General features: G+C 56.0%; 18 protein-coding genes. 10 read left to right on the forward strand and 8 right to left on the reverse strand.

Annotation, left to right across the window (positions count from 1 at the left end):
- Positions 1-12 precede the first annotated feature (12 nt).
- Positions 13-1,023, forward strand: a complete 1,011-nt coding sequence (gene glpX / locus AC1UKS_RS21635; protein WP_346600753.1) for a class II fructose-bisphosphatase — start codon at positions 13-15, stop codon at positions 1,021-1,023.
- 90 nt (positions 1,024-1,113) lie between these two features.
- On the opposite strand, the gene emrD is transcribed toward glpX, so the two are convergent.
- Positions 1,114-2,292 (reverse strand): multidrug efflux MFS transporter EmrD, encoded by a 1,179-nt coding sequence (emrD, locus tag AC1UKS_RS21640; RefSeq protein ID WP_265909360.1) that lies wholly within the window; start codon positions 2,290-2,292, stop codon positions 1,114-1,116.
- Between the two features lie 305 nt (positions 2,293-2,597).
- On the opposite strand from emrD, the gene fpr reads away from it, so the two are divergent.
- A complete protein-coding gene (fpr, locus tag AC1UKS_RS21645) occupies positions 2,598-3,344 on the forward strand; it encodes a ferredoxin--NADP(+) reductase (protein ID WP_013200185.1) in 747 nt (248 codons plus the stop codon).
- On the opposite strand, the gene AC1UKS_RS21650 is transcribed toward fpr, so the two are convergent.
- Complete coding sequence (locus AC1UKS_RS21650; protein ID WP_265909361.1) at positions 3,335-3,778, reverse strand: DUF805 domain-containing protein; 444 nt, start codon at positions 3,776-3,778, stop codon at positions 3,335-3,337. The two genes, fpr and AC1UKS_RS21650, sit on opposite strands and share 10 nt — an antisense overlap.
- A 90-nt stretch (positions 3,779-3,868) precedes the next feature.
- On the opposite strand from AC1UKS_RS21650, the gene AC1UKS_RS21655 reads away from it, so the two are divergent.
- A complete protein-coding gene (locus AC1UKS_RS21655; RefSeq protein ID WP_013200183.1) occupies positions 3,869-4,462 on the forward strand; it encodes a DUF1454 family protein in 594 nt (197 codons plus the stop codon).
- Between the two features lie 119 nt (positions 4,463-4,581).
- Complete coding sequence (gene tpiA, locus AC1UKS_RS21660) at positions 4,582-5,349, forward strand: triose-phosphate isomerase (protein WP_482435176.1); 768 nt, start codon at positions 4,582-4,584, stop codon at positions 5,347-5,349.
- Positions 5,350-5,392: 43 nt separating this feature from the next.
- On the opposite strand, the gene pdxR is transcribed toward tpiA, so the two are convergent.
- Complete coding sequence (pdxR, locus tag AC1UKS_RS21665; RefSeq protein ID WP_482435177.1) at positions 5,393-6,823, reverse strand: MocR-like pyridoxine biosynthesis transcription factor PdxR; 1,431 nt, start codon at positions 6,821-6,823, stop codon at positions 5,393-5,395.
- A gap of 89 nt (positions 6,824-6,912) precedes the next feature.
- Between pdxR and AC1UKS_RS21670 the strand changes: the two genes are divergently transcribed.
- Together AC1UKS_RS21670 and mqo are read left to right on the forward strand one after the other, a co-directional pair.
- Entirely contained in the window at positions 6,913-7,365 is a 453-nt protein-coding gene (locus tag AC1UKS_RS21670; protein WP_482435178.1) for a carboxymuconolactone decarboxylase family protein, read from the forward strand.
- A gap of 408 nt (positions 7,366-7,773) precedes the next feature.
- Positions 7,774-9,393: a malate dehydrogenase (quinone) gene (gene mqo / locus AC1UKS_RS21675; RefSeq protein ID WP_482435179.1), complete on the forward strand. Its 1,620-nt coding sequence runs from the start codon at positions 7,774-7,776 to the stop codon at positions 9,391-9,393.
- A gap of 53 nt (positions 9,394-9,446) precedes the next feature.
- Here mqo and AC1UKS_RS21680 read toward each other — a convergent pair whose 3' ends face one another.
- Positions 9,447-10,031: a LysE family translocator gene (locus tag AC1UKS_RS21680; protein ID WP_013200178.1), complete on the reverse strand. Its 585-nt coding sequence runs from the start codon at positions 10,029-10,031 to the stop codon at positions 9,447-9,449.
- Between the two features lie 136 nt (positions 10,032-10,167).
- On the opposite strand from AC1UKS_RS21680, the gene AC1UKS_RS21685 reads away from it, so the two are divergent.
- Positions 10,168-11,625 (forward strand): aminotransferase-like domain-containing protein, encoded by a 1,458-nt coding sequence (locus AC1UKS_RS21685; RefSeq protein ID WP_265909367.1) that lies wholly within the window; start codon positions 10,168-10,170, stop codon positions 11,623-11,625.
- 2 nt (positions 11,626-11,627) lie between these two features.
- Here AC1UKS_RS21685 and AC1UKS_RS21690 read toward each other — a convergent pair whose 3' ends face one another.
- On the reverse strand, positions 11,628-12,251 hold the full coding sequence (locus AC1UKS_RS21690; RefSeq protein WP_482435181.1) for a glutathione S-transferase family protein: 624 nt from the start codon (positions 12,249-12,251) through the stop codon (positions 11,628-11,630).
- A gap of 161 nt (positions 12,252-12,412) precedes the next feature.
- Between AC1UKS_RS21690 and AC1UKS_RS21695 the strand changes: the two genes are divergently transcribed.
- Entirely contained in the window at positions 12,413-13,264 is an 852-nt protein-coding gene (locus tag AC1UKS_RS21695; RefSeq protein WP_482435182.1) for a PhzF family phenazine biosynthesis protein, read from the forward strand.
- Positions 13,265-13,323: 59 nt separating this feature from the next.
- Here AC1UKS_RS21695 and AC1UKS_RS21700 read toward each other — a convergent pair whose 3' ends face one another.
- A complete protein-coding gene (locus AC1UKS_RS21700; protein ID WP_482435183.1) occupies positions 13,324-14,082 on the reverse strand; it encodes an SDR family NAD(P)-dependent oxidoreductase in 759 nt (252 codons plus the stop codon).
- 114 nt (positions 14,083-14,196) lie between these two features.
- Between AC1UKS_RS21700 and AC1UKS_RS21705 the strand changes: the two genes are divergently transcribed.
- Positions 14,197-15,096: a LysR family transcriptional regulator gene (locus AC1UKS_RS21705; protein WP_013200173.1), complete on the forward strand. Its 900-nt coding sequence runs from the start codon at positions 14,197-14,199 to the stop codon at positions 15,094-15,096.
- A 57-nt stretch (positions 15,097-15,153) separates the two neighbouring features.
- The gene (gene yhjD, locus AC1UKS_RS21710; protein ID WP_482435184.1) at positions 15,154-16,155 is read left to right on the forward strand and encodes an inner membrane protein YhjD; all 1,002 of its coding nucleotides are present in this window, start codon (positions 15,154-15,156) and stop codon (positions 16,153-16,155) included.
- A 31-nt stretch (positions 16,156-16,186) separates the two neighbouring features.
- On the opposite strand, the gene AC1UKS_RS21715 is transcribed toward yhjD, so the two are convergent.
- Together AC1UKS_RS21715 and AC1UKS_RS21720 are read right to left on the reverse strand one after the other, a co-directional pair.
- Complete coding sequence (locus tag AC1UKS_RS21715; protein ID WP_265909415.1) at positions 16,187-16,945, reverse strand: CDP-diacylglycerol diphosphatase; 759 nt, start codon at positions 16,943-16,945, stop codon at positions 16,187-16,189.
- Between the two features lie 220 nt (positions 16,946-17,165).
- Positions 17,166-18,158 carry a sulfate ABC transporter substrate-binding protein gene (locus AC1UKS_RS21720; protein ID WP_106382037.1) on the reverse strand — a complete coding sequence of 331 codons (993 nt, stop codon included), beginning with the start codon at positions 18,156-18,158 and terminating at the stop codon, positions 17,166-17,168.
- Between the last annotated feature and the right edge of the window lie 9 nt (positions 18,159-18,167).

The raw sequence follows: 18,167 nt of genomic DNA on the forward strand, positions 1-18,167 counted from the left end.
CCGAGGCCAATCATGAAACGAGAACTCGCCATTGAATTTTCACGCGTAACGGAAGCCGCTGCTCTGGCAGGCTACAAGTGGCTGGGACGCGGTGACAAAAACGCCGCAGACGGCGCTGCCGTCCACGCCATGCGCATCATGCTGAACAAAGTGAACATTGACGGCCAGATCGTCATTGGCGAGGGCGAGATTGATGAAGCCCCGATGTTATATATCGGCGAGAAGGTCGGCAGCGGCGAGGGTGATGCGGTAGATATCGCCGTCGATCCGATTGAAGGCACCCGCATGACCGCGATGGGCCAGCCTAATGCGCTGGCGGTGCTGGCGGTTGGCGACAAGGGCACCTTCCTGAATGCGCCCGATATGTATATGGAAAAACTGATCGTCGGGCCCGGTGCGAAAGGCGCAATCGATCTGGCTTTGCCACTCGAAGAGAATCTGAAGCGCGTCGCTGAGGCGCTGCACAAGCCGCTGTCTGAACTGACCGTCACCATTCTGGCGAAGCCCCGCCACGATGCCGTGATTGCCCAGCTACAGCAGCTTGGCGTGCGGATTTTTGCCATTCCCGATGGCGATGTTGCTGCATCGATCCTGACCTGTATGCCAGACAGTGAAGTGGATGTGATGTACGGCATCGGCGGCGCACCTGAAGGCGTGATTTCGGCGGCGGTGATCCGGGCGATGGATGGCGATATGCAAGGCCGCCTGCTGGCGCGTCATGATGTCAAAGGCGACACGCCGGAGAACCGCGCGCTCGGCGAGCAGGAGCTGAAACGCTGTCAGGAAATGGGCATCGAAGCCGGCAAGGTTTTACGTCTGGACGAGATGGCGCGTAACGATAACGTGATTTTCTCGGCAACCGGCATCACCAGCGGCGACCTGCTGAAGGGCATCACCCGCAACGGCAATATCGCGACCACTGAAACGCTGCTGGTTCGCGGCAAATCCCGCACCATTCGCCGTATTCAGTCGATTCACTACCTCGATCGCAAAGATGAAAACCTCCATCCATTTATTCTGTAACGCCTGAGTTATCCGGTTCTGCGGACAAATAAAAACGGCCCCGGTAGCAGTGTTGCTGGCTGGGCCGTTTTTTATGGGCGGCGGTCGCGATTAAACCGCCATCGGCTCCGGACGGCGGGAAAGCGGCAGCCAGCACAGCAGGATCAGCAGCGCCATCGCCGACATCAGCATACCCAGGCTGAACTGCCCGGTCTGCGGCAACAGGGCGGAAAGCCATGCAGCCAGACCCGATCCCAGATTCTGCAATCCTCCCAACAACGCCCCCGCGGTCCCCGCCATATAAGGCCAGGGTTCCATCGCACCGGTTGTTGCCAACGGAAACAGCATCCCGGCCCCAAAGAAGAACACCGCCGCCGGGACGATCAGCGTCCAGATGGTCATCACCCCAAACCAGCCGGGGATCCACATCAGCGCCCCGGCCAGCAGGCAGCTGTTCACTGACCACCACATCAACTGTGGGAAAGGCCGGTTATCGCGCCCGGCAAACCAGGCACCAAAAAAGGCCGCCGGGATTGGCAGTATAAACAGCAGGCTGACGGTCAGACTGTTCAGGCCCAGTACGCCGCCCATCAACACGCCACAGCTGGCCTCAAACACCGCGATGCCGCCCAACGCTCCCATCAGCATAATCAGGTAGCGAATAAAGGTGCCATCGGCCAGCAGCGGGCGATAGCGCGAGAATAACCGCCGTTTCTCAACCGGTGCGGGACGCGTTTCCGGTAACCAGCGCAGCATCGCCGCGCCCACGCAGAAACACAGCAGCAGCAGGAAAGCAAAACAGGCCTGCCAGCCGAACAGATGCGTCAGCAGCGCGCCAATCACCGGTGCCACCAGCGGGCTGACCAGGATACCCATATTCAGCAGGCTGTTTGCCAGCCTTAACGTGCTGCCGGCATACAGATCGCGCGGCATGGTACGGGCCATCACGCCCGCCACGCCGGTGCCCAGTCCCTGAATCGCGCTGCCGAGCACCAGCAGATCGAAGGTGGCCGCATTGAGTGCCACCAGAGTACCCACGCAGAAAATCGCCAGACCGGCGAGGATCACCGGGCGGCGGCCGATATTGTCGGACAACGGCCCATACAACAGCTGGGAGCCGCCATAAGTTATCAGGTATGCCGCCATCACCCGTTGTACCGCGCCATCCCGGACGTTAAACGCCTCGGCAATGGTCGCCATCGCCGGGACATAGATGGTCTGCGCCATTTGACCGACAGCCACCAGCGCAATCAGCATCAGCAACAGATGCCCGTTTTCAATTTTTCTCATTTCGTTCAGCACATTTATCGGCGTTATTCACTTAATTCAGCAATAAGGCCAGCAGGAGGGAGTGTTATGCCGGGGAAAATATCAGGATTCGATGACAAAGCGAGAGGCAGGCTAAAAATGGTTGCGCATCAACTGTCAGAGAAAGCAGGCAGCAGCGTAAATCTATCTGTACGTTATAGTGTTTACAGGTGCGGACAATTTGTCGATACGAGCTTTGTCACCGACTGACACTGGAAAATCAGCCGCTGAGTGGAGAAGATACCGCTACGCCACCTTGCCCTTACCCCCGAATAAAGGAGTTATTTATGGCCGAATGGGTTAACGCCAGCATCAAACAGGTGAACGATTTTACCGACAGTTTATTCAGTCTGATCGTCACTGCCCCCATCGACCCGTTTACTGCCGGTCAGTTTGCCAAGCTGGCGCTGGAAATTGACGGAGAGCGCGTGCAGCGGGCTTACTCCTTTGTTAATGCCCCGAGCGATAACAATCTGGAGTTCTATCTGGTCACCGTGCCGGAAGGCAAACTCAGCCCGCGCCTGCATGCCCTGAAGCCAGGTGACGAAGTGATGATCACTAAAGAATCGGCCGGATTTTTTGTGGTGGATGAAGTCCCGGAATGCAAAACGCTGTGGATGCTGGCAACCGGCACCGCCATCGGTCCCTACCTGTCGATTTTGCAGGAAGGCAAAGGCCTGGCGCGCTTTGAGAATATCGTGCTGGTTCATGCCGCCCGCTATGCCCAGGATCTGAGCTACCTGCCGCTGATGCAGCAGCTGCAGCAGCGTTATAACGGTCAGTTACGCATCCAGACCGTGGTCAGCCGCGAAGAGATTACCGGTTCACTGACCGGCCGCGTCCCGGCGCTGATTGAGAGTGGTGAGCTGGAATCCGCCGTTGGCCTGCCAATGAATGCTGAAGACAGCCACGTCATGCTGTGCGGCAATCCGCAAATGGTCAGAGACACCCAACAGCTGTTGAAAGAGACCCGCGAGATGCGCAAGCACCTGAAACGTAAACCCGGCCATATGACCGCCGAGCATTACTGGTAATCAGGTGCCCTGCGACGTAAATAGTTCACCGGGCTGGCCGCTTTACCAAAGCGGTTCTCGCCCGGCGTGCCGCTAAAGGTGCCGAGTTCCAGCATCATGGTCACCAGAATCAGGGTTGGAATAAAGCATCCCAACGCCCACTGCCAGTTGGCCGGTAACATATCCCAGTCACGCGCCAGTAATACCCACGCAACCACCAACAGCAGCGCCCAGTAGCCGGTTTTATTGCGATCGTGCAGGCGTTTCACCACCACCGCACCGGTCGGCCATAGCAGACAAACCACGCAAAAAGCCGCAGTTTGTGTCGACATAAATCCCCGGTCGGCCAGCCAGAACAGCACCACCATCAGTGCCAGCCACAGCGTCAGCCAGACCCACAGATCCCGGCGTCCTATTCGGCCCCGCCAGGAAAAACACCACGCTTGTAAGGTCATTTTTATCCCCCAGAACAGCGTCAGGCTTTGACTTTGCCGGTCATTGTCCGTTCTAATCTTGAGCTGAATTTATTGGTTAGGGCTGATGGTATGAATAAAGCGATTTTTTTGGGCATCACGTTACTGCTAACGCTTACGGCGGCCAGAGCAGACGACGCCCCTGTTGCGCAGGATCGTACTGAACACCTGCCTGCCGCGCCTTATCTTCAGGCGGGATCGCCCACCTTTGATATGACTATCGGCCAGTTTCGCGAAAAGTATAATGCTATCTACCCAACGTTACAGATTGCTGAATATCGCGCCATCGACAACCGCGGGGACAAAAGTAATTTGACCCGCGCCGCCAGCAAGATCAATGAAAATCTGTACGCGTCGACCGCCCTTGAACAAGGGACCGGTAAGATCAAAACGTTACAGATAACCTGGCTACCGGTGCCCGGTCCGGATCAGAAGGAAGCGCAGGATAAAGCCCGTGCGTATATGGCCGCCATGGAGCGTTTTTTCGAGCCGACGCTTAACGAAGCGCAAAGCCTGAAACGGCTGGATGATGTGCTGAGCAAAGGGAAAGGATCGCGCTATTACACTCAGGATGAGGGCGCGGTGCGCTACATCGTGGCGGACAATGGCGACAAGGGTCTGACCTTCGCCATCGAGCCGATCAAACTCGCGCTGGCCACCAACTGACCGTCCGCAAAGATGACGAAAAGCAAAGCCTTTCGTGTTTTTGATCTCTATACTGTCTGGCAGACAACGCTGCCAAGGCAGGGTAATTTAACAGCATCGCGCTAAGCGTGGAGGATATAATGCGACATCCGTTAGTAATGGGTAACTGGAAACTGAACGGCAGCAAGCATATGGTCAACGAACTGATTGCCGGCCTGCGTTCAGAGCTGAGCAATGTTGACGGCTGCGGCGTAGCCATTGCCCCTCCGGTGATGTATCTGGATCTGGCGAAACACGCTATTTCTGGCAGCCATATCGCCCTTGGCGCGCAGAATGTGGGTGTGAACCTGTCGGGTGCGTTTACCGGTGAAATTTCTGCCGACATGCTGAAAGACGTTGGCGCGAAATACATCATTATCGGCCACTCTGAGCGTCGTACTTACCATAAAGAGAGCGACGAGTTCGTGGCTGAGCAGTTTGCCGTGCTGAAAGCAGCCGGTCTGATCCCTGTGCTGTGCATCGGTGAAACCGAAGCAGAAAACGAAGCGGGCAAAACCGAAGAAGTCTGCGCACGTCAGATCGATGCGGTGCTGAACACTCAGGGCGCGGACGCGTTCAACGGTGTGGTTATTGCTTACGAGCCAGTATGGGCGATCGGTACCGGTAAATCGGCGACTCCAGCTCAGGCCCAGGCGGTTCACAAATTCATTCGTGGCCATATTGCCAAAAAAGATGAAGCCGTTGCCGCTCAGGTTATCATTCAGTACGGCGGTTCTGTAAACGACAAGAACGCCGCTGAACTGTTTGCTCAGCCGGACATCGACGGTGCGCTGGTTGGCGGCGCATCACTGAAAGCAGATGCTTTCGCGGTGATCGTTAAAGCAGCTGCAGCAGCGAAAAACGCCTGATGCTCTGCCTCCTGCGCTGGTCACAGCGCAGGAAATTTCCCCTTCAGCCACACTGCTCGACCAACATTTTTAACCTCAGCGCACTGCCTTCAAATCCCCCTTTCGGCATATTGGTCACGCTAAGCACTAAGCCATAACGACGCCGTTCTGCACACTGATACCAGACGGAAAGCGCCGTTGGCGCCATGCCCCAGGCAAGCGCTTCGCGCGCGATCACGCTGTCCCGCGTGCCAGCCGGCAATTCAATGACCACGCCGAGTGCCGCCCGGGTCACCGACGGGAAATGCGGTCGCAAAGCCTGCAACATATTCTCCAGCCGCTCCGCGTACAGCCGTTTCATGCGCCGTAAATGCCGCATAAAATGCCCTTCCCGTAAAAATTCAGCCACCGCATTGTGCAAAACAAAGGAGGAGGCTGGAGACAGTAAAGCCGTGACGTCGCCAAAGCGGCTCGCCAGCCTTTCCGGCACCACCAGATAGCCTAAACGCAGTGAAGGGCTAAGGTTCTTACTGAAGGTGCCAATATGCAGCACGCGCTCGCTGTCCAGCGAAGCCATTGCCGGCGCCGCCCGGCCATCAAGCTGAAGTTCACCCAGATAGTCATCTTCGACAATCAGGCCATCGGTTTGCTGCGCCCACTGAATCAGCTCGCTCCTGCGCGCCAGAGAAAGCGTCATGCCCAGCGGCGCCTGCTGGCCTGGCGTCACCAGAGCGATACGCGCGTCAGGCGCCAGCCGTTTGCCTTGGTCCACCCGTATCCCTTCGCTGTCCACCGAAATGCCCACCGGCGTCACGCCGGCCATCTCCAGCGCTTTGCGCGCCAGCAGGTAACCGGGATCTTCCATCCACGCCTGCTGGTCCCGCAGACCGAGGGTCAGGCAAATCAGCCCGAGCGCGCCCGCATAGCCGTTGGTGATCAGGACTTGCGACGCCTGGCAACGAATGCCCCGCGTCATCGCCAGATAGCTGACCAGCTGTTCCCGCAGCATTACGCTGCCTCGGGGATCGGGATAGCTCACCGGCCGCGTCGCCATCTCGCGGGCGTGGCGAGTCAGAATGCGCGACCAGACTTTAGCGGGAAACGCATCATCCGCCGGTACGCCCATCTGGAAGGTGAGCGGCGGTAAATCGAAGTCGTGAATAATGTCGAACAATGGCGACATTACTTTTTGCCGGGTACCGGCTTTCGCAGTAGCCGGCAGCTGTGCCGCGACAAAGGTGCCCGCCGCGCCCTTCGCCACCAGCAACTGGCTGTCGACCAGCATATCGTAAGCATGGCGGACCGTTCCTCTTGCCACCCCAAGCTGAGCCGCAAGATCCCGGCAGGATGCTACTCGCGCGCCAGCCACCAGCTGACCTTCGCGGATAGCGGCGGTCATCTCATCGCGGATCTGCTCGCTCAGCGTCAGTACCCCAAGTCTTGAGAGCGCAATCTGCACGGCAGATGGGCCACTGTTTTTGTCAATTCCTGGCACTTTTACTGTCCCATCGAAGAAGAGAGAATCATCGCCAGCGCGGAGCTATTCAGCCCCTCACCTGCACCAGACCATTAAAGGATAGAAAAATGAGCGAACGTATCGATTACACCCAGGTTGCCCCGGCTGGCATGAAAGCGCTCGGCGGCGTCTACAACTATGTTGCGCAATGCGGCCTGCCACAGGATCTGATCGAGTTGGTTTTCCTGCGCGTATCGGAAATCAATGGCTGCGCATACTGCATTGATATGCATACCAAAGCATTGCACAAAGGGGGCCTGCCGTGGGACAAAATTGTGCTGACCCAGGTCTGGCGGGAAGCGGGCGACTGGTTCACCTTGCGTGAAAAAGCAGCGCTGGCATGGGCAGAGTCACTAACCTTGATAGCCAAAACCCACGCACCGGATGCGGTCTTTGCTGAGGTTGAAGCGGCGTTCAGTGAAAAAGAGATCAGCGATATGACCATCGCCATTGGCCTGATGAATGCCTATAACCGCCTGGCGATCAGCCACCGTAAGCTGCCTGACAGTGCCCCGCGCTAATGTTAAAAAGCTAAACGCGCTGCGAAAAAAAATGATTCCGCACCTGTTCGGCTAAAAAGCGCGAGCCGCTGAGGGCGCGATGCCCTCATTGCACCTAAGTCGCTGATTATAAAATAGCTCTACGGCTCTCTCTTCCTCTGACCGCGCCACCCTCACGGCGCGGTATCAATGTTACTAATTTCGTTTTATTTTTCATTCTCATTTTTAATCTTTAAACAATTTTTTAATTGACTGGTAACAATGGTATATTTCTATCGCTTTAATCATTTTCAATACATTCGTTTTAATGTGTGGATTTGCTTAAAAATTACCTTGGAAAAACGAGACAGCAAAACGCGCTCCTCAGAAGCCGAAACTGTTTCACCTGCTTACCATGTTGATGATTCAACATACGGAGAAGTCGCCCTCATGCGAAATTTAGCAGTACGCCTGGCTGGCTGGTTCAACGCAATAAGTTTGGCAAAATCGGTAACGGCTGAAGAAGAGAAAAATGACGTCGATGTGTTGTTGATCGGCGGCGGAATCATGAGCGCCACGCTCGGCACCTATTTACAGGAGCTTGAGCCCACGTGGCGTCTTGGCATGGTTGAACGTCTGGATAGCATCGCTGAAGAGAGTTCAAACGGCTGGAACAATGCAGGCACGGGCCATTCCGCGCTGGCAGAGATGAACTACACCCCGGAAAAAAGCGACGGCTCGATTGAGATCAAAAAGGCCGTGGAAATCAATGAATCCTTCCAGATTTCCCGCCAGTTCTGGGCGTATCAGGTGCAAAAAGGCAACCTGCAAAACCCTCGCAGCTTTATCAACAGCGTGCCGCACATGAGCTTTGTCTGGGGTGACGACAATGTCGAATTCCTGAAAAAACGCTTTGAAGCCTTGCAGAAAAGCACGCTGTTCCGTGGCATGGAATATTCAGAAGATGCGGAAAAAGTCAGGGAGTGGGTGCCGTTGATGATGGAAGGTCGCGAATCGACTGACCGCATTGCTGCGACCCGTATTCTGACCGGTACCGACGTCAACTTCGGCGAAATCACCCATCAACTGGTGAATTCGCTGCAGAAGAGCCCGCAATTCTCGCTCAAAACCAGCCATGAAGTGCGGGATATCAAGCGTAACGAAGACGGTAGCTGGAGCGTGACCCTCGCCGACCTGAAAAACAACGGTCAGGAAAAAACGCTGCGTGCCAAATATGTCTTTATCGGCGCGGGCGGTGCGGGCCTGACGCTGTTACAAAAATCGGGCATCCCGGAAGTGAAAGACTATGCCGGCTTCCCGGTGGGCGGCGAGTTCCTGGTCTCCGAGAACCCGGACGTGGTGAAGCGTCATCTGGCGAAAGTCTATGGCAAAGCGTCCGTAGGCGCACCGCCGATGTCGGTTCCGCATCTGGATACGCGGATGCTGGATGGTAAACAGACGCTGCTGTTTGGTCCGTTCGCCACCTTCTCCACCAAGTTCCTGAAGCAGGGTTCGCTGTTGGATATGTTTGGCTCGCTGACCTCTTCCAACATTAAGCCGATGCTGCACGTTGGGCTGAGCAACTTCGATCTGGTGAAATACCTGGTAGGTCAGGTGATGCTGACCGATGACGATCGGCTGAAGGCGCTGCAAGAGTACTTCCCCGAAGCCAGAAAGGAAGACTGGCGTCTGGTGAAGGCCGGTCAGCGCGTGCAGATCATCAAGAAAGATGCGGATAAAGGTGGCGTGCTGAAACTGGGTACCGAAGTGGTGACCTCTCAGGATGGCACCATCTCTGCTCTGCTGGGTGCGTCTCCGGGCGCGTCAACCGCTGCGCCAATCATGATCGATCTGATGGCCAAAGTGTTTGAGGATCGCTTCTCATCAATGGAGTGGCAGGCGAAGCTGAAAACGATGATCCCGTCGTATGGAAGGAAGCTGAACGGCAACGTGGCGGCGACTGAGAAAGAGCTGGCGGAAACCAGTCGTGTTCTGCAGTTGGAATACACCCCAACTTCAGCCGCGAACGATGAAGCAGAAGAAGCCAATGCGGCGGTAATCGGTAAGTAATTACTGGCCGGGCAACAAACAATAAAGGGCGGCTGCAAGGCCGCCCTTTACGATCAGGGGTGGATCACTTCCACGAGCATCCATAACGTCGTCGCCATCAGCGACAGTGCCATCACGGTGTTAAAGACCCGCAGCTTCCACGCCACCTGCAGATGTTTCCCCAGCCGGTCTCCCATCGCTGCCCAGATCAGAATGCACGGCAGATTCAGCGCCATAAACCCAATCATCACCGTCAAAATTCCGCTGCTGGCGGTGTACATCAGCGCGACGTTGGTGGCCATCAGCCAGGCTTTTGGGTTAATCGCCTGGAACATTGCCCCGCCCAGCAGCGTCATCGGCTGCGCTTTCTCACGCAATTCTGGCGCGCCGCTGCGGAAAATTTTCCATGACAGCCAGAGCAGATAAGCCGCGCCCAACAGCGTTAACGGCAGGCGAATGGCGCTCATCCACACCAGCAACACCTCCAGCAGCAATCCCGCTATCGCCGTCTGGATCGCGCAGCCGATCATGATTCCCAGCAGCATCGGCAGCGTTCTACGCATGCCAAAATTGACGCCAGAGGTCGCCAGCATCAGGTTGTTCGGCCCAGGCGTAATCGACATAACGGTGACATAACTGAAAAAGGAGGGATCAAGCATGGTTTGTATCCTGCAGGTGGTTGAGAACACCATGGTAGTGCGGGCGGCAGGATGGTAACAGATTCAGAAATACACTATTGTAATGAGTACAATGTCGAAATGACTTTCACTGTACCCATCACTAAGGCAGGCGATTGTGTCCATTGTCGAACCGCAGGAAAGTACCCTCTATCATCAGCTGGCGGAATCGCTGGCAGAAGCCATCCATAATGGCACTTTCCTGCCCGGCACGCGTCTGCCCGCGATACGACGTTGCGCCAGTAATCATCAGGTCAGTATCAATACGGTGCTGACGGCCTACCGTATCCTTGAAGATCGCGGCCTGATCGAAGCACGACCTCAATCCGGTTATTACGTGCGTGGCATGCTGCCTTCGGTGAAAAGCAGCGGCGATCGGCGGCCGAAAGTGCGCTCTCCCAGCAGCGAAAAGCTGGATTTGATTGATGCGGTTTTTGCCGCGCAGAATCATCCGGACTACACCAATATCTCGCTGGCCTGCCCGCAGAACAGTGATTTTTTTCCCACGGCAAAAATCAGCCGCATTATGGCCTCGCTGTTACGCCGCGAGCCGGAGTTGATTGGCCGCTATGCGTTGCCACCCGGCAGCGAACGCCTACGTCGGGCAATCGCCAAACGCTCGATGGATTTGGGCATGGCGCTGGCCACCGAAGATATCACCCTGACCCACGGCTGTATGGAAGCGCTCCAGCTGGCGCTGCGGGCGGTCACCCGGCCCGGTGACTGTGTGGGCGTCGAAACGCCAACCTATTTTTACCTGTTCCCGCTGCTGGCAAGCCTGGGGCTGAAGGTGCTGGAAATCCCCACCGATCCCCAACACGGGATGTCGCTGGATGCGCTGGAGCTGCTGCTACAGGAAAAACGGCTGCAGGCGATTGTCGCCATGCCCAACGTGCAGAATCCGCTGGGATGCAGCATGACGCTGGACGATAAAAAGCGGCTGGCGAAGCTGGTCAACCGCTACCAGGTGCCGCTACTGGAAGACGGTTTGTACGGCGAGCTCCAGTTCTGCTGGCCCCTCGCGCCTTCGGTAAAAGCCTTCGATACCCAGGGGTGGGTTCTGTACTGCGCCAGTTTTACCAAAACGGTGGCACCCGATTTCCATATCGGCTGGATCGCGGCGGGACGGTTTAGCGGTGAACTGGCCAGGCTGAAAGCCGTCTCTTCGCTGGCGGAGTCGCGGTTGTTGTCAGAAACGCTGGGCCATTTTCTGGAATCAGGCGGCTACGATCATCATCTGCGCACCATGCGCCGCCGCTATGCCGCGCAGCTGGATGAGGCGCGAGGCATCATTGCCCGCCATTTCCCGCAGGGAACCCAGGCAACGCTGCCCAGCGGCGGCTTTGTCTTCTGGGTGGAGCTGCCGGCGAAAGTGGATACCGTCGAGCTGTTCCATCGCCTGTTGCAGGAGAAGATATGCCTGACGCCCGGCGCGCTCTATACCCTGAGCGATCGCGGCAACAGCGCGCTTCGCCTCTCCTGCTGCTATCCCTTTGATGAACGCTACACCTGGGCGCTGAAGCGAACCGGTGCGGTGGCCTGTGAACTTAGCGGGCTGGAAGCGGGTATCGCCTGAGATTACGGCGTGCCGTTGCGGCCATAGGTCGCATAACCTTTGCGCAGGGTCAGTCGCTCGTAGTAGGCCCGCACCGCCGGAAAGTCAGGATGGTCCAGCGGCGTTTCATACCAGCGGTTAACCGACAGTCCGACCGGGATATCCGCCAGCGAGAAGGCTTTGCCCGCGACAAACGCGCCGGTACGCTCCAGCTGCGCATTGAGAATGCCCATGGTATGCGACCAGCCTTTACTCGCCGCGGCCAGTAAACGCGGATCCTGATGCGCCGGAGAGTGGCGAACCAGCGACATAAAGGCGTAGCGCCAGGAGGTATTCAGCTCGGTGGCCTGCCAGTCAATCCACTGATCGACGGGCGCACGGGCGCGGGGATCCTCGGGATACAGCCAGCCGCCGCCGTACGCATTGGCCAGATAACGGATAATGGTGTTGGATTCCCAAAGGATGAAATCCCCTTCCTGTATAACCGGGATCAGGGCATTGGGATTCATGTTTTTGAAAGCGGCGTCCTGGGGGGATGTAAATCCGTCGCCCCAGTCTTCCCGGCGGAAGGCGATGTCCAGCTCTTCACAAACCCACAGCACTTTGCGAACGTTGATTGATGAGGCGCGTCCCAGTATTTTCAGCATAGTTCCGTCACTTTTTTGTGAAGAGTGGAGCTATTAATACCCATATTCGCTCAGGCTGACAATGGCTAACCCCTTGCTGCCTCAACATTGTGATTTCCGCCGGCTTAAGCAGGCAATTTTCCGTCTACTCTTGCAACATGCCAACCAGAAGGACTTTAGTGATGACACAGTTACGTGCATTTAAACAGGTTGATGTCTTTACCTCTTCACCGCTCAACGGCAATCCGCTGGCGGTGATTATGGACGCCAACGGCCTGAGCGATGAGCAGATGATGTCCGTTGCCCGTTGGACCAATCTGTCAGAAACCACCTTCGTCCTGCCGGCTGAAGATCCCGCCGCGGACTATCGGGTGCGCATCTTCACCCCGGACCTGGAACTGCCGTTCGCCGGGCATCCGACGCTGGGTACCGCCCATGCGCTGCTCGAAGCGGGGGTCACCGTGAAAAATCCCGGCAAGATTGTGCAGGAGTGCGGGATTGGTTTGGTCACCATCAAAATTGCCGCAGGGGGTACGCTGGCCTTTGCCGCACCGGAAGCCACGCTGACCGGGTTCAGCGATGCGCCGCTAAGCAGCGCCCTGAACAGTGATGCGCTGGAAACTCAGTTGCCGGTAATGGTCGCCGATATGGGCATTCGCTGGTTGCTGGTGCCGATGCAATCCGCTGAGGCGGTGCTGGCGATCAAACCGAATATCGTGGAATTTGAACGGCTGTTGCGTAAAGCTCAGGTGAACGGGGTGATGCCGTTTGGCCCGCTGGACGGTTTGCCCGAGCAGTATGAAGTGCGTGGCCTGCTGGTCGAAAACGGCGCCTTCACTGAAGATCCGGTCACCGGCAGCGCCAATGCCTGTCTGGCCCGCTATCTTCAGGCACAGGGCATTGAGCTGGATTATCGGGTTCGCCAGGGGACGGCGATGAAGCGCGCAGGCAGGCTGAGCGTCACCTACGCCAGCGATGGCCTGTGGATTGGTGGGCAAACCGTCACGGTTATCGACGGCACGCTTAACGTTTAAGCACGGCAATTACGGCCGCCGCTCTGCTGGCGTTCGATCCAGAGAGCGGCGCCAGAGGATTACATAAACATGCCGCCGGACGCTTCAATACGTTGACCGTTGATCCAGCCGCTTTCATCGCTGAGGATCTGTGCGACGGCATTGCCGATGTCATCCGGCAAGCCGACCCGTCCCAGCGCCGTTTGCGAGGCGACAAAGGCATTCACTTCCGGGTTATCACGCACCATCCCACCGCTGAAATCGGTGGCAATCGCGCCTGGCGCCAGAATATTCACCGCAATCCCACGCTTACCCAGTTCTTTCGCCTGATAACGGGTCAGTACTTCCATCGCCCCTTTTACCGACGCATACGCACTGGAGCCTGGCAGGCTAAAGCGCGCCAGTCCGCTGGAGATATTCAGGATACGACCGCCGTCCACCAGCAGCGGCAGCAGCGTCTGGGTCAGGAAAAACGGCCCTTTGAAATGGACGTTCACCATCTCATCAAACTGTTCTTCGGTGGTCTCCTCGAAACTGGCGTGAAGTGCGGTTCCGGCATTGTTCAATAAATAATCAAAGCGCTCTCTTTGCCAGACAGCGTTGAGCTGTTTTTTCACTTCAGCCGCAAAGGCTACGAAGCTCTTGCTGTCGCCAACATCCAGCTGAAGCGCCACGGCACGGGCTCCGAGCGCCTCAATGCGCTGCACAACCCGATCGGCTTCCGGCTGCTTGCTACGATACGTCAAAATGACGTCAACGCCTTTAGCGGCCAGTTTCAGGGCGGCATTCTCACCTAAACCCCGGCTTCCGCCGGTGATCACTGCAATTTTATGACTCATTTTCTTCTCCAGTCTGTTTCTGTGGACAAAAAACAGGATATTACCTCCGTTCTGATCTATAAATGTCCTGAATGACGCTTCACTGTTTCATTCCGGACAACAACAGGCGCAAAAATGGATAAAATTCACGCAATGCAGGTGTTTGTCAGAGTCGCGGAGTTGCAGAGCTTTACCCGCGCGGCAGACAGCCTGGGTTTACCGAAAGGCAGCCTGTCGCGTCAGTTACAGGCGCTGGAAAACAGCATGGGAACGCGACTGCTGCACCGTACCACCCGCCGCGTGCAGCTGACCCAGGATGGACTGGTGTATTACGAGCGCTGCCGTGATGTGCTGGCCACGCTGGAAGAGATGGATTCCCTGTTTCAGCACGATCCCACCACGCTCAGCGGCCGGCTGCGGGTGGATATGTCGGTCAGCCTTGCCAGTAATTTCATCCTGCCGCTGCTGCCGCAATTTTTACAGCAATACCCGGGGATCGAGCTGGAGCTGAGCAGCAGTGACCGCCGTGTCGATGTGATTCGGGAAGGCTTTGACTGCGTGATCCGTGGCGGCACCCTGGGTGACTCCGGACTAATCGCGCGTCCGCTAGGGAAAATGACGCAGATAAATTGCGCCAGCCCTGACTACCTGGAACGGTTTGGCACCCCGCAGACCCTCGACGATCTGGGACAGCATGCGATGGTGCATTACAGCCAGCAGCTGGGCGTCCATCCGCAAGGATTTGAGTACTGGGACGGCAAAACAACCCGCTTTATCCAGACAGGCGGCGCGGTCACCGTCAACAATACGGTAACCTACCAGTCGGCCTGTCTGTCCGGACTTGGCATCATTCAGGCACCCCTCGCCGGAATGAAAGCGTCACTGGCCAACAAAACTCTGGTGGAAGTTCTGCCGCATTTTCGGGCTGAACCGATGCCCATCTCGCTGATTTATCCCCACCGCCGAAACCTCGCCCGCCGGGTGCACGTTTTTATGGAATGGATCACTCAGACGATGAAAAAATACGTTACCTGAGTGCGGGGCTATAATTTCAGGCAGGTACATTCATTTGAAGGACATGAAGAAGGTGACATGAAGGAAAACCAATCCGCTGAAAACCAGCAAGAAGACAAACCGCTGATCAATATCAAGACAGGCAATCACACCGTTGATAAATCCATTACCCGGGTTTCAAAGCTGGCGAGTTGGTTCCAGGCCATTCCCGCCGTGGCGCATTTTCTGCGCGCGGGTGAACGCTTTAACGATCGACTGGGCAGCCAGTTTGGCGCGGCCATTACCTATTTCTCATTTCTCTCGCTGATCCCGATCCTGATGGTCTCCTTTGCCGCCGTCGGTTTTGTGCTGGCATCTAACCAGGACCTGCTGACGCAGTTGATCAATAAGATCGTCGACAATATCAGCGATCCCACGCTGGCCTCGACGCTGAAAAACACCGTTAACACGGCGATTCAACAGCGTACTACCGTCGGACTGACCGGTTTGTTCATTGCGCTCTATTCCGGGATTAGCTGGATGGGCAATCTGCGCGAGGCGATCCGCGCCCAGTCGCGCGATGTCTGGGAAAGAAACGAGCAGGATAAAGAGAAAATCTGGCGGCGCTATTCCCGCGACTTTATTTCGCTGACCGGACTGGTGCTGGCGCTGATTATCACCCTGTCACTGACATCTATTGCCGGCGCGGCGCAGGATATGATTGTGCGGGGATTAGGACTGGAGGGAATCGACTGGCTGAAACCGGCGATGACGCTGATTGCGTTGTCGATTTCCATTCTGGCGAACTATCTGCTGTTCCTGTGGATTTTCTGGATCCTGCCGCGGCATAAGCCGCGTAAAAAAGCGTTATTCCGTGGGACCCTGCTGGCGGCGATTGGCTTTGAAGTGATTAAATTCATTATGACGCTGACCCTGCCTAAGCTGGCGTCTTCGCCTTCCGGCGCAGCTTTTGGGTCGGTGCTGGGACTGATGGCCTTTTTCTACTTCTTTGCCCGTCTGACCCTGTTCTGCGCCGCGTGGATTGCCACGGCGAAGTACAAGGACGATAAACCGATCGAGCCAAAGGCTAAAAAAGCCTGAGGCAGGCACTCAAGGGCAGCCAGGGCTGCCCTTAAGACTTGAGGATGCTGCAACTGTGGTCCTGCAACTCTTCAGCAGAACCGCGGTTCAACAGCAGCAGATTACGTTTGATCACCATCATCACGCGACGACCATCTGGCAGCGCGGCAACGGCAATGCCGTATTTGTACATCTCTTCCCGCGCGCCGGGTATCTCTCTGGCGAGACGCAGAAACGGACTCATTTTTTTGATCTCATCGCGGGTAACCGCCCGCACCTGATAGGTATGCCCGGCCAACTGCTCGGATTGCCATAAGCTGGTGAGTTTAGGGCTGAGGCCGTCCAGCTGTTGGCGAATATCCGGCCGCAGGCAGGAGATATGAATATGCAGCTGATTCTGCGTCCTTCCCCGCTCTGAATTAATGCTTAATGCATAGGCACTGTCATCGATGGGCGCCCCGCGCTTTTCTTCCATAAAATGACGCGAGCGCCAGGCTTCCGCAAAGAAATTGGGCGTAGCAGGATTGAGTAAGGCCGGACTTTCAATACCGGTAATCTTTTCCACCGGCATCAATAAAAACTGCAGAGGACCAACGCGATCTTTCAGGACCACATAACCATTGCGCAAGTCGACCTGACGACAGGGTGTGGGATCGTGATTTTGATTTTGGTTAGGCACACATTTTTGACTGACAATTTTCCATAACGCATCCGAATTGTTTTTATAATTCAACGCTATCGAGGCACAGCCCGCCGTCAAAATTACCCCTGCAATACCCACTACAATCAGGACCCGCTTTCGCCCCTGCATCATTGAAACCTCTGCTCATAATCTGCTCGTAATGTAAACGAATTACGGATAAAGATCATGTCAAATAATCAATCGCGGTGACCATTTTTCTGGGCTGGGATAAATCGACTTAAGGCAGTATTCGGAAGGGTTCGGAAAGGGTAAGGAAGGCGTAAATAAGCAGTAAAGACCGTGGATAAGGCAAATCAGGCGGTGAAGGAATTCACCGCCTGGGTAAGAATTAATCAGGTTTCATAATCTGGTCGTAAGTGCCACCATCGGCAAAGTGTGTTTTCTGGGCCTGAGTCCAGCCGCCAAACTTATTATCAATGGTAAACAGTTTCACCGGCGCAAAGGTGCTGGCAAACTTCTTCGCGACCTCAGGATCGCGCGGGCGATAGTAGTTCTCTGCCGCGATGGTTTGACCCACTGGCGAATAGAGATACTTCAGATAGTCATCGGCCACTTTACGGCTGTCACGCTCGTCGACCACTTTATCCACCACGGATACGGTCGGTTCCGCCAGGATTGATTCACTTGGCGTCACGATCTCAAACTTGTCTTTACCCAGCTTATTCACCGCCAGGTAGGCTTCGTTTTCCCACGCGATCAGCACATCGCCTAAGCCACGTTCTACGAAGGTATTGGTCGCGGCACGCGCGCCGGAATCCTGAACCTCAACGTTTTTATACAGAGCTTTAACGTAAGCCTGCGCTTTCGCCTGATCGCCATGGTTCTGATCCAGTGCCCAACCCCATGCCGCCAGATAGTTCCAGCGCGCGCCGCCGGAGGTTTTTGGATTTGGGCTGATCACCGACACGCCAGGTTTGATCAAATCACCCCAGTCGTGGATTTGCTTTGGATTACCTTTGCGGACCAGGAAGACGATGGTCGAGGTGTAAGGAGCAGAGTTGTCTGGCAGACGTTTAATCCAGTTTTTGTCGATACGACCGCGTTCAGCAATGGCATCCACATCAGATTCTAACGCCAGCGTAACCACATCGGCACGAATGCCATTGATGACGGACGTCGCTTGCTTACCGGAGCCACCATGGGATTGACGGACGACAACATTGTCACCTGTTTCCTGCTTGTAATGCGCGCTGAAGGCTTTGTTGTACTGTTCGTACAGCTCACGCGTTGGATCGTAAGAAACATTCAGCAGCTGAATATCTTTCGCCAGCACGCTGGTTGAAGCCAGTAACAGGGTAAATCCCACACTCCACTTATTCATTACTCTCTC

It is taken from the genome of Erwinia sp. AK-PDG3-5 (assembly GCF_056821705.1).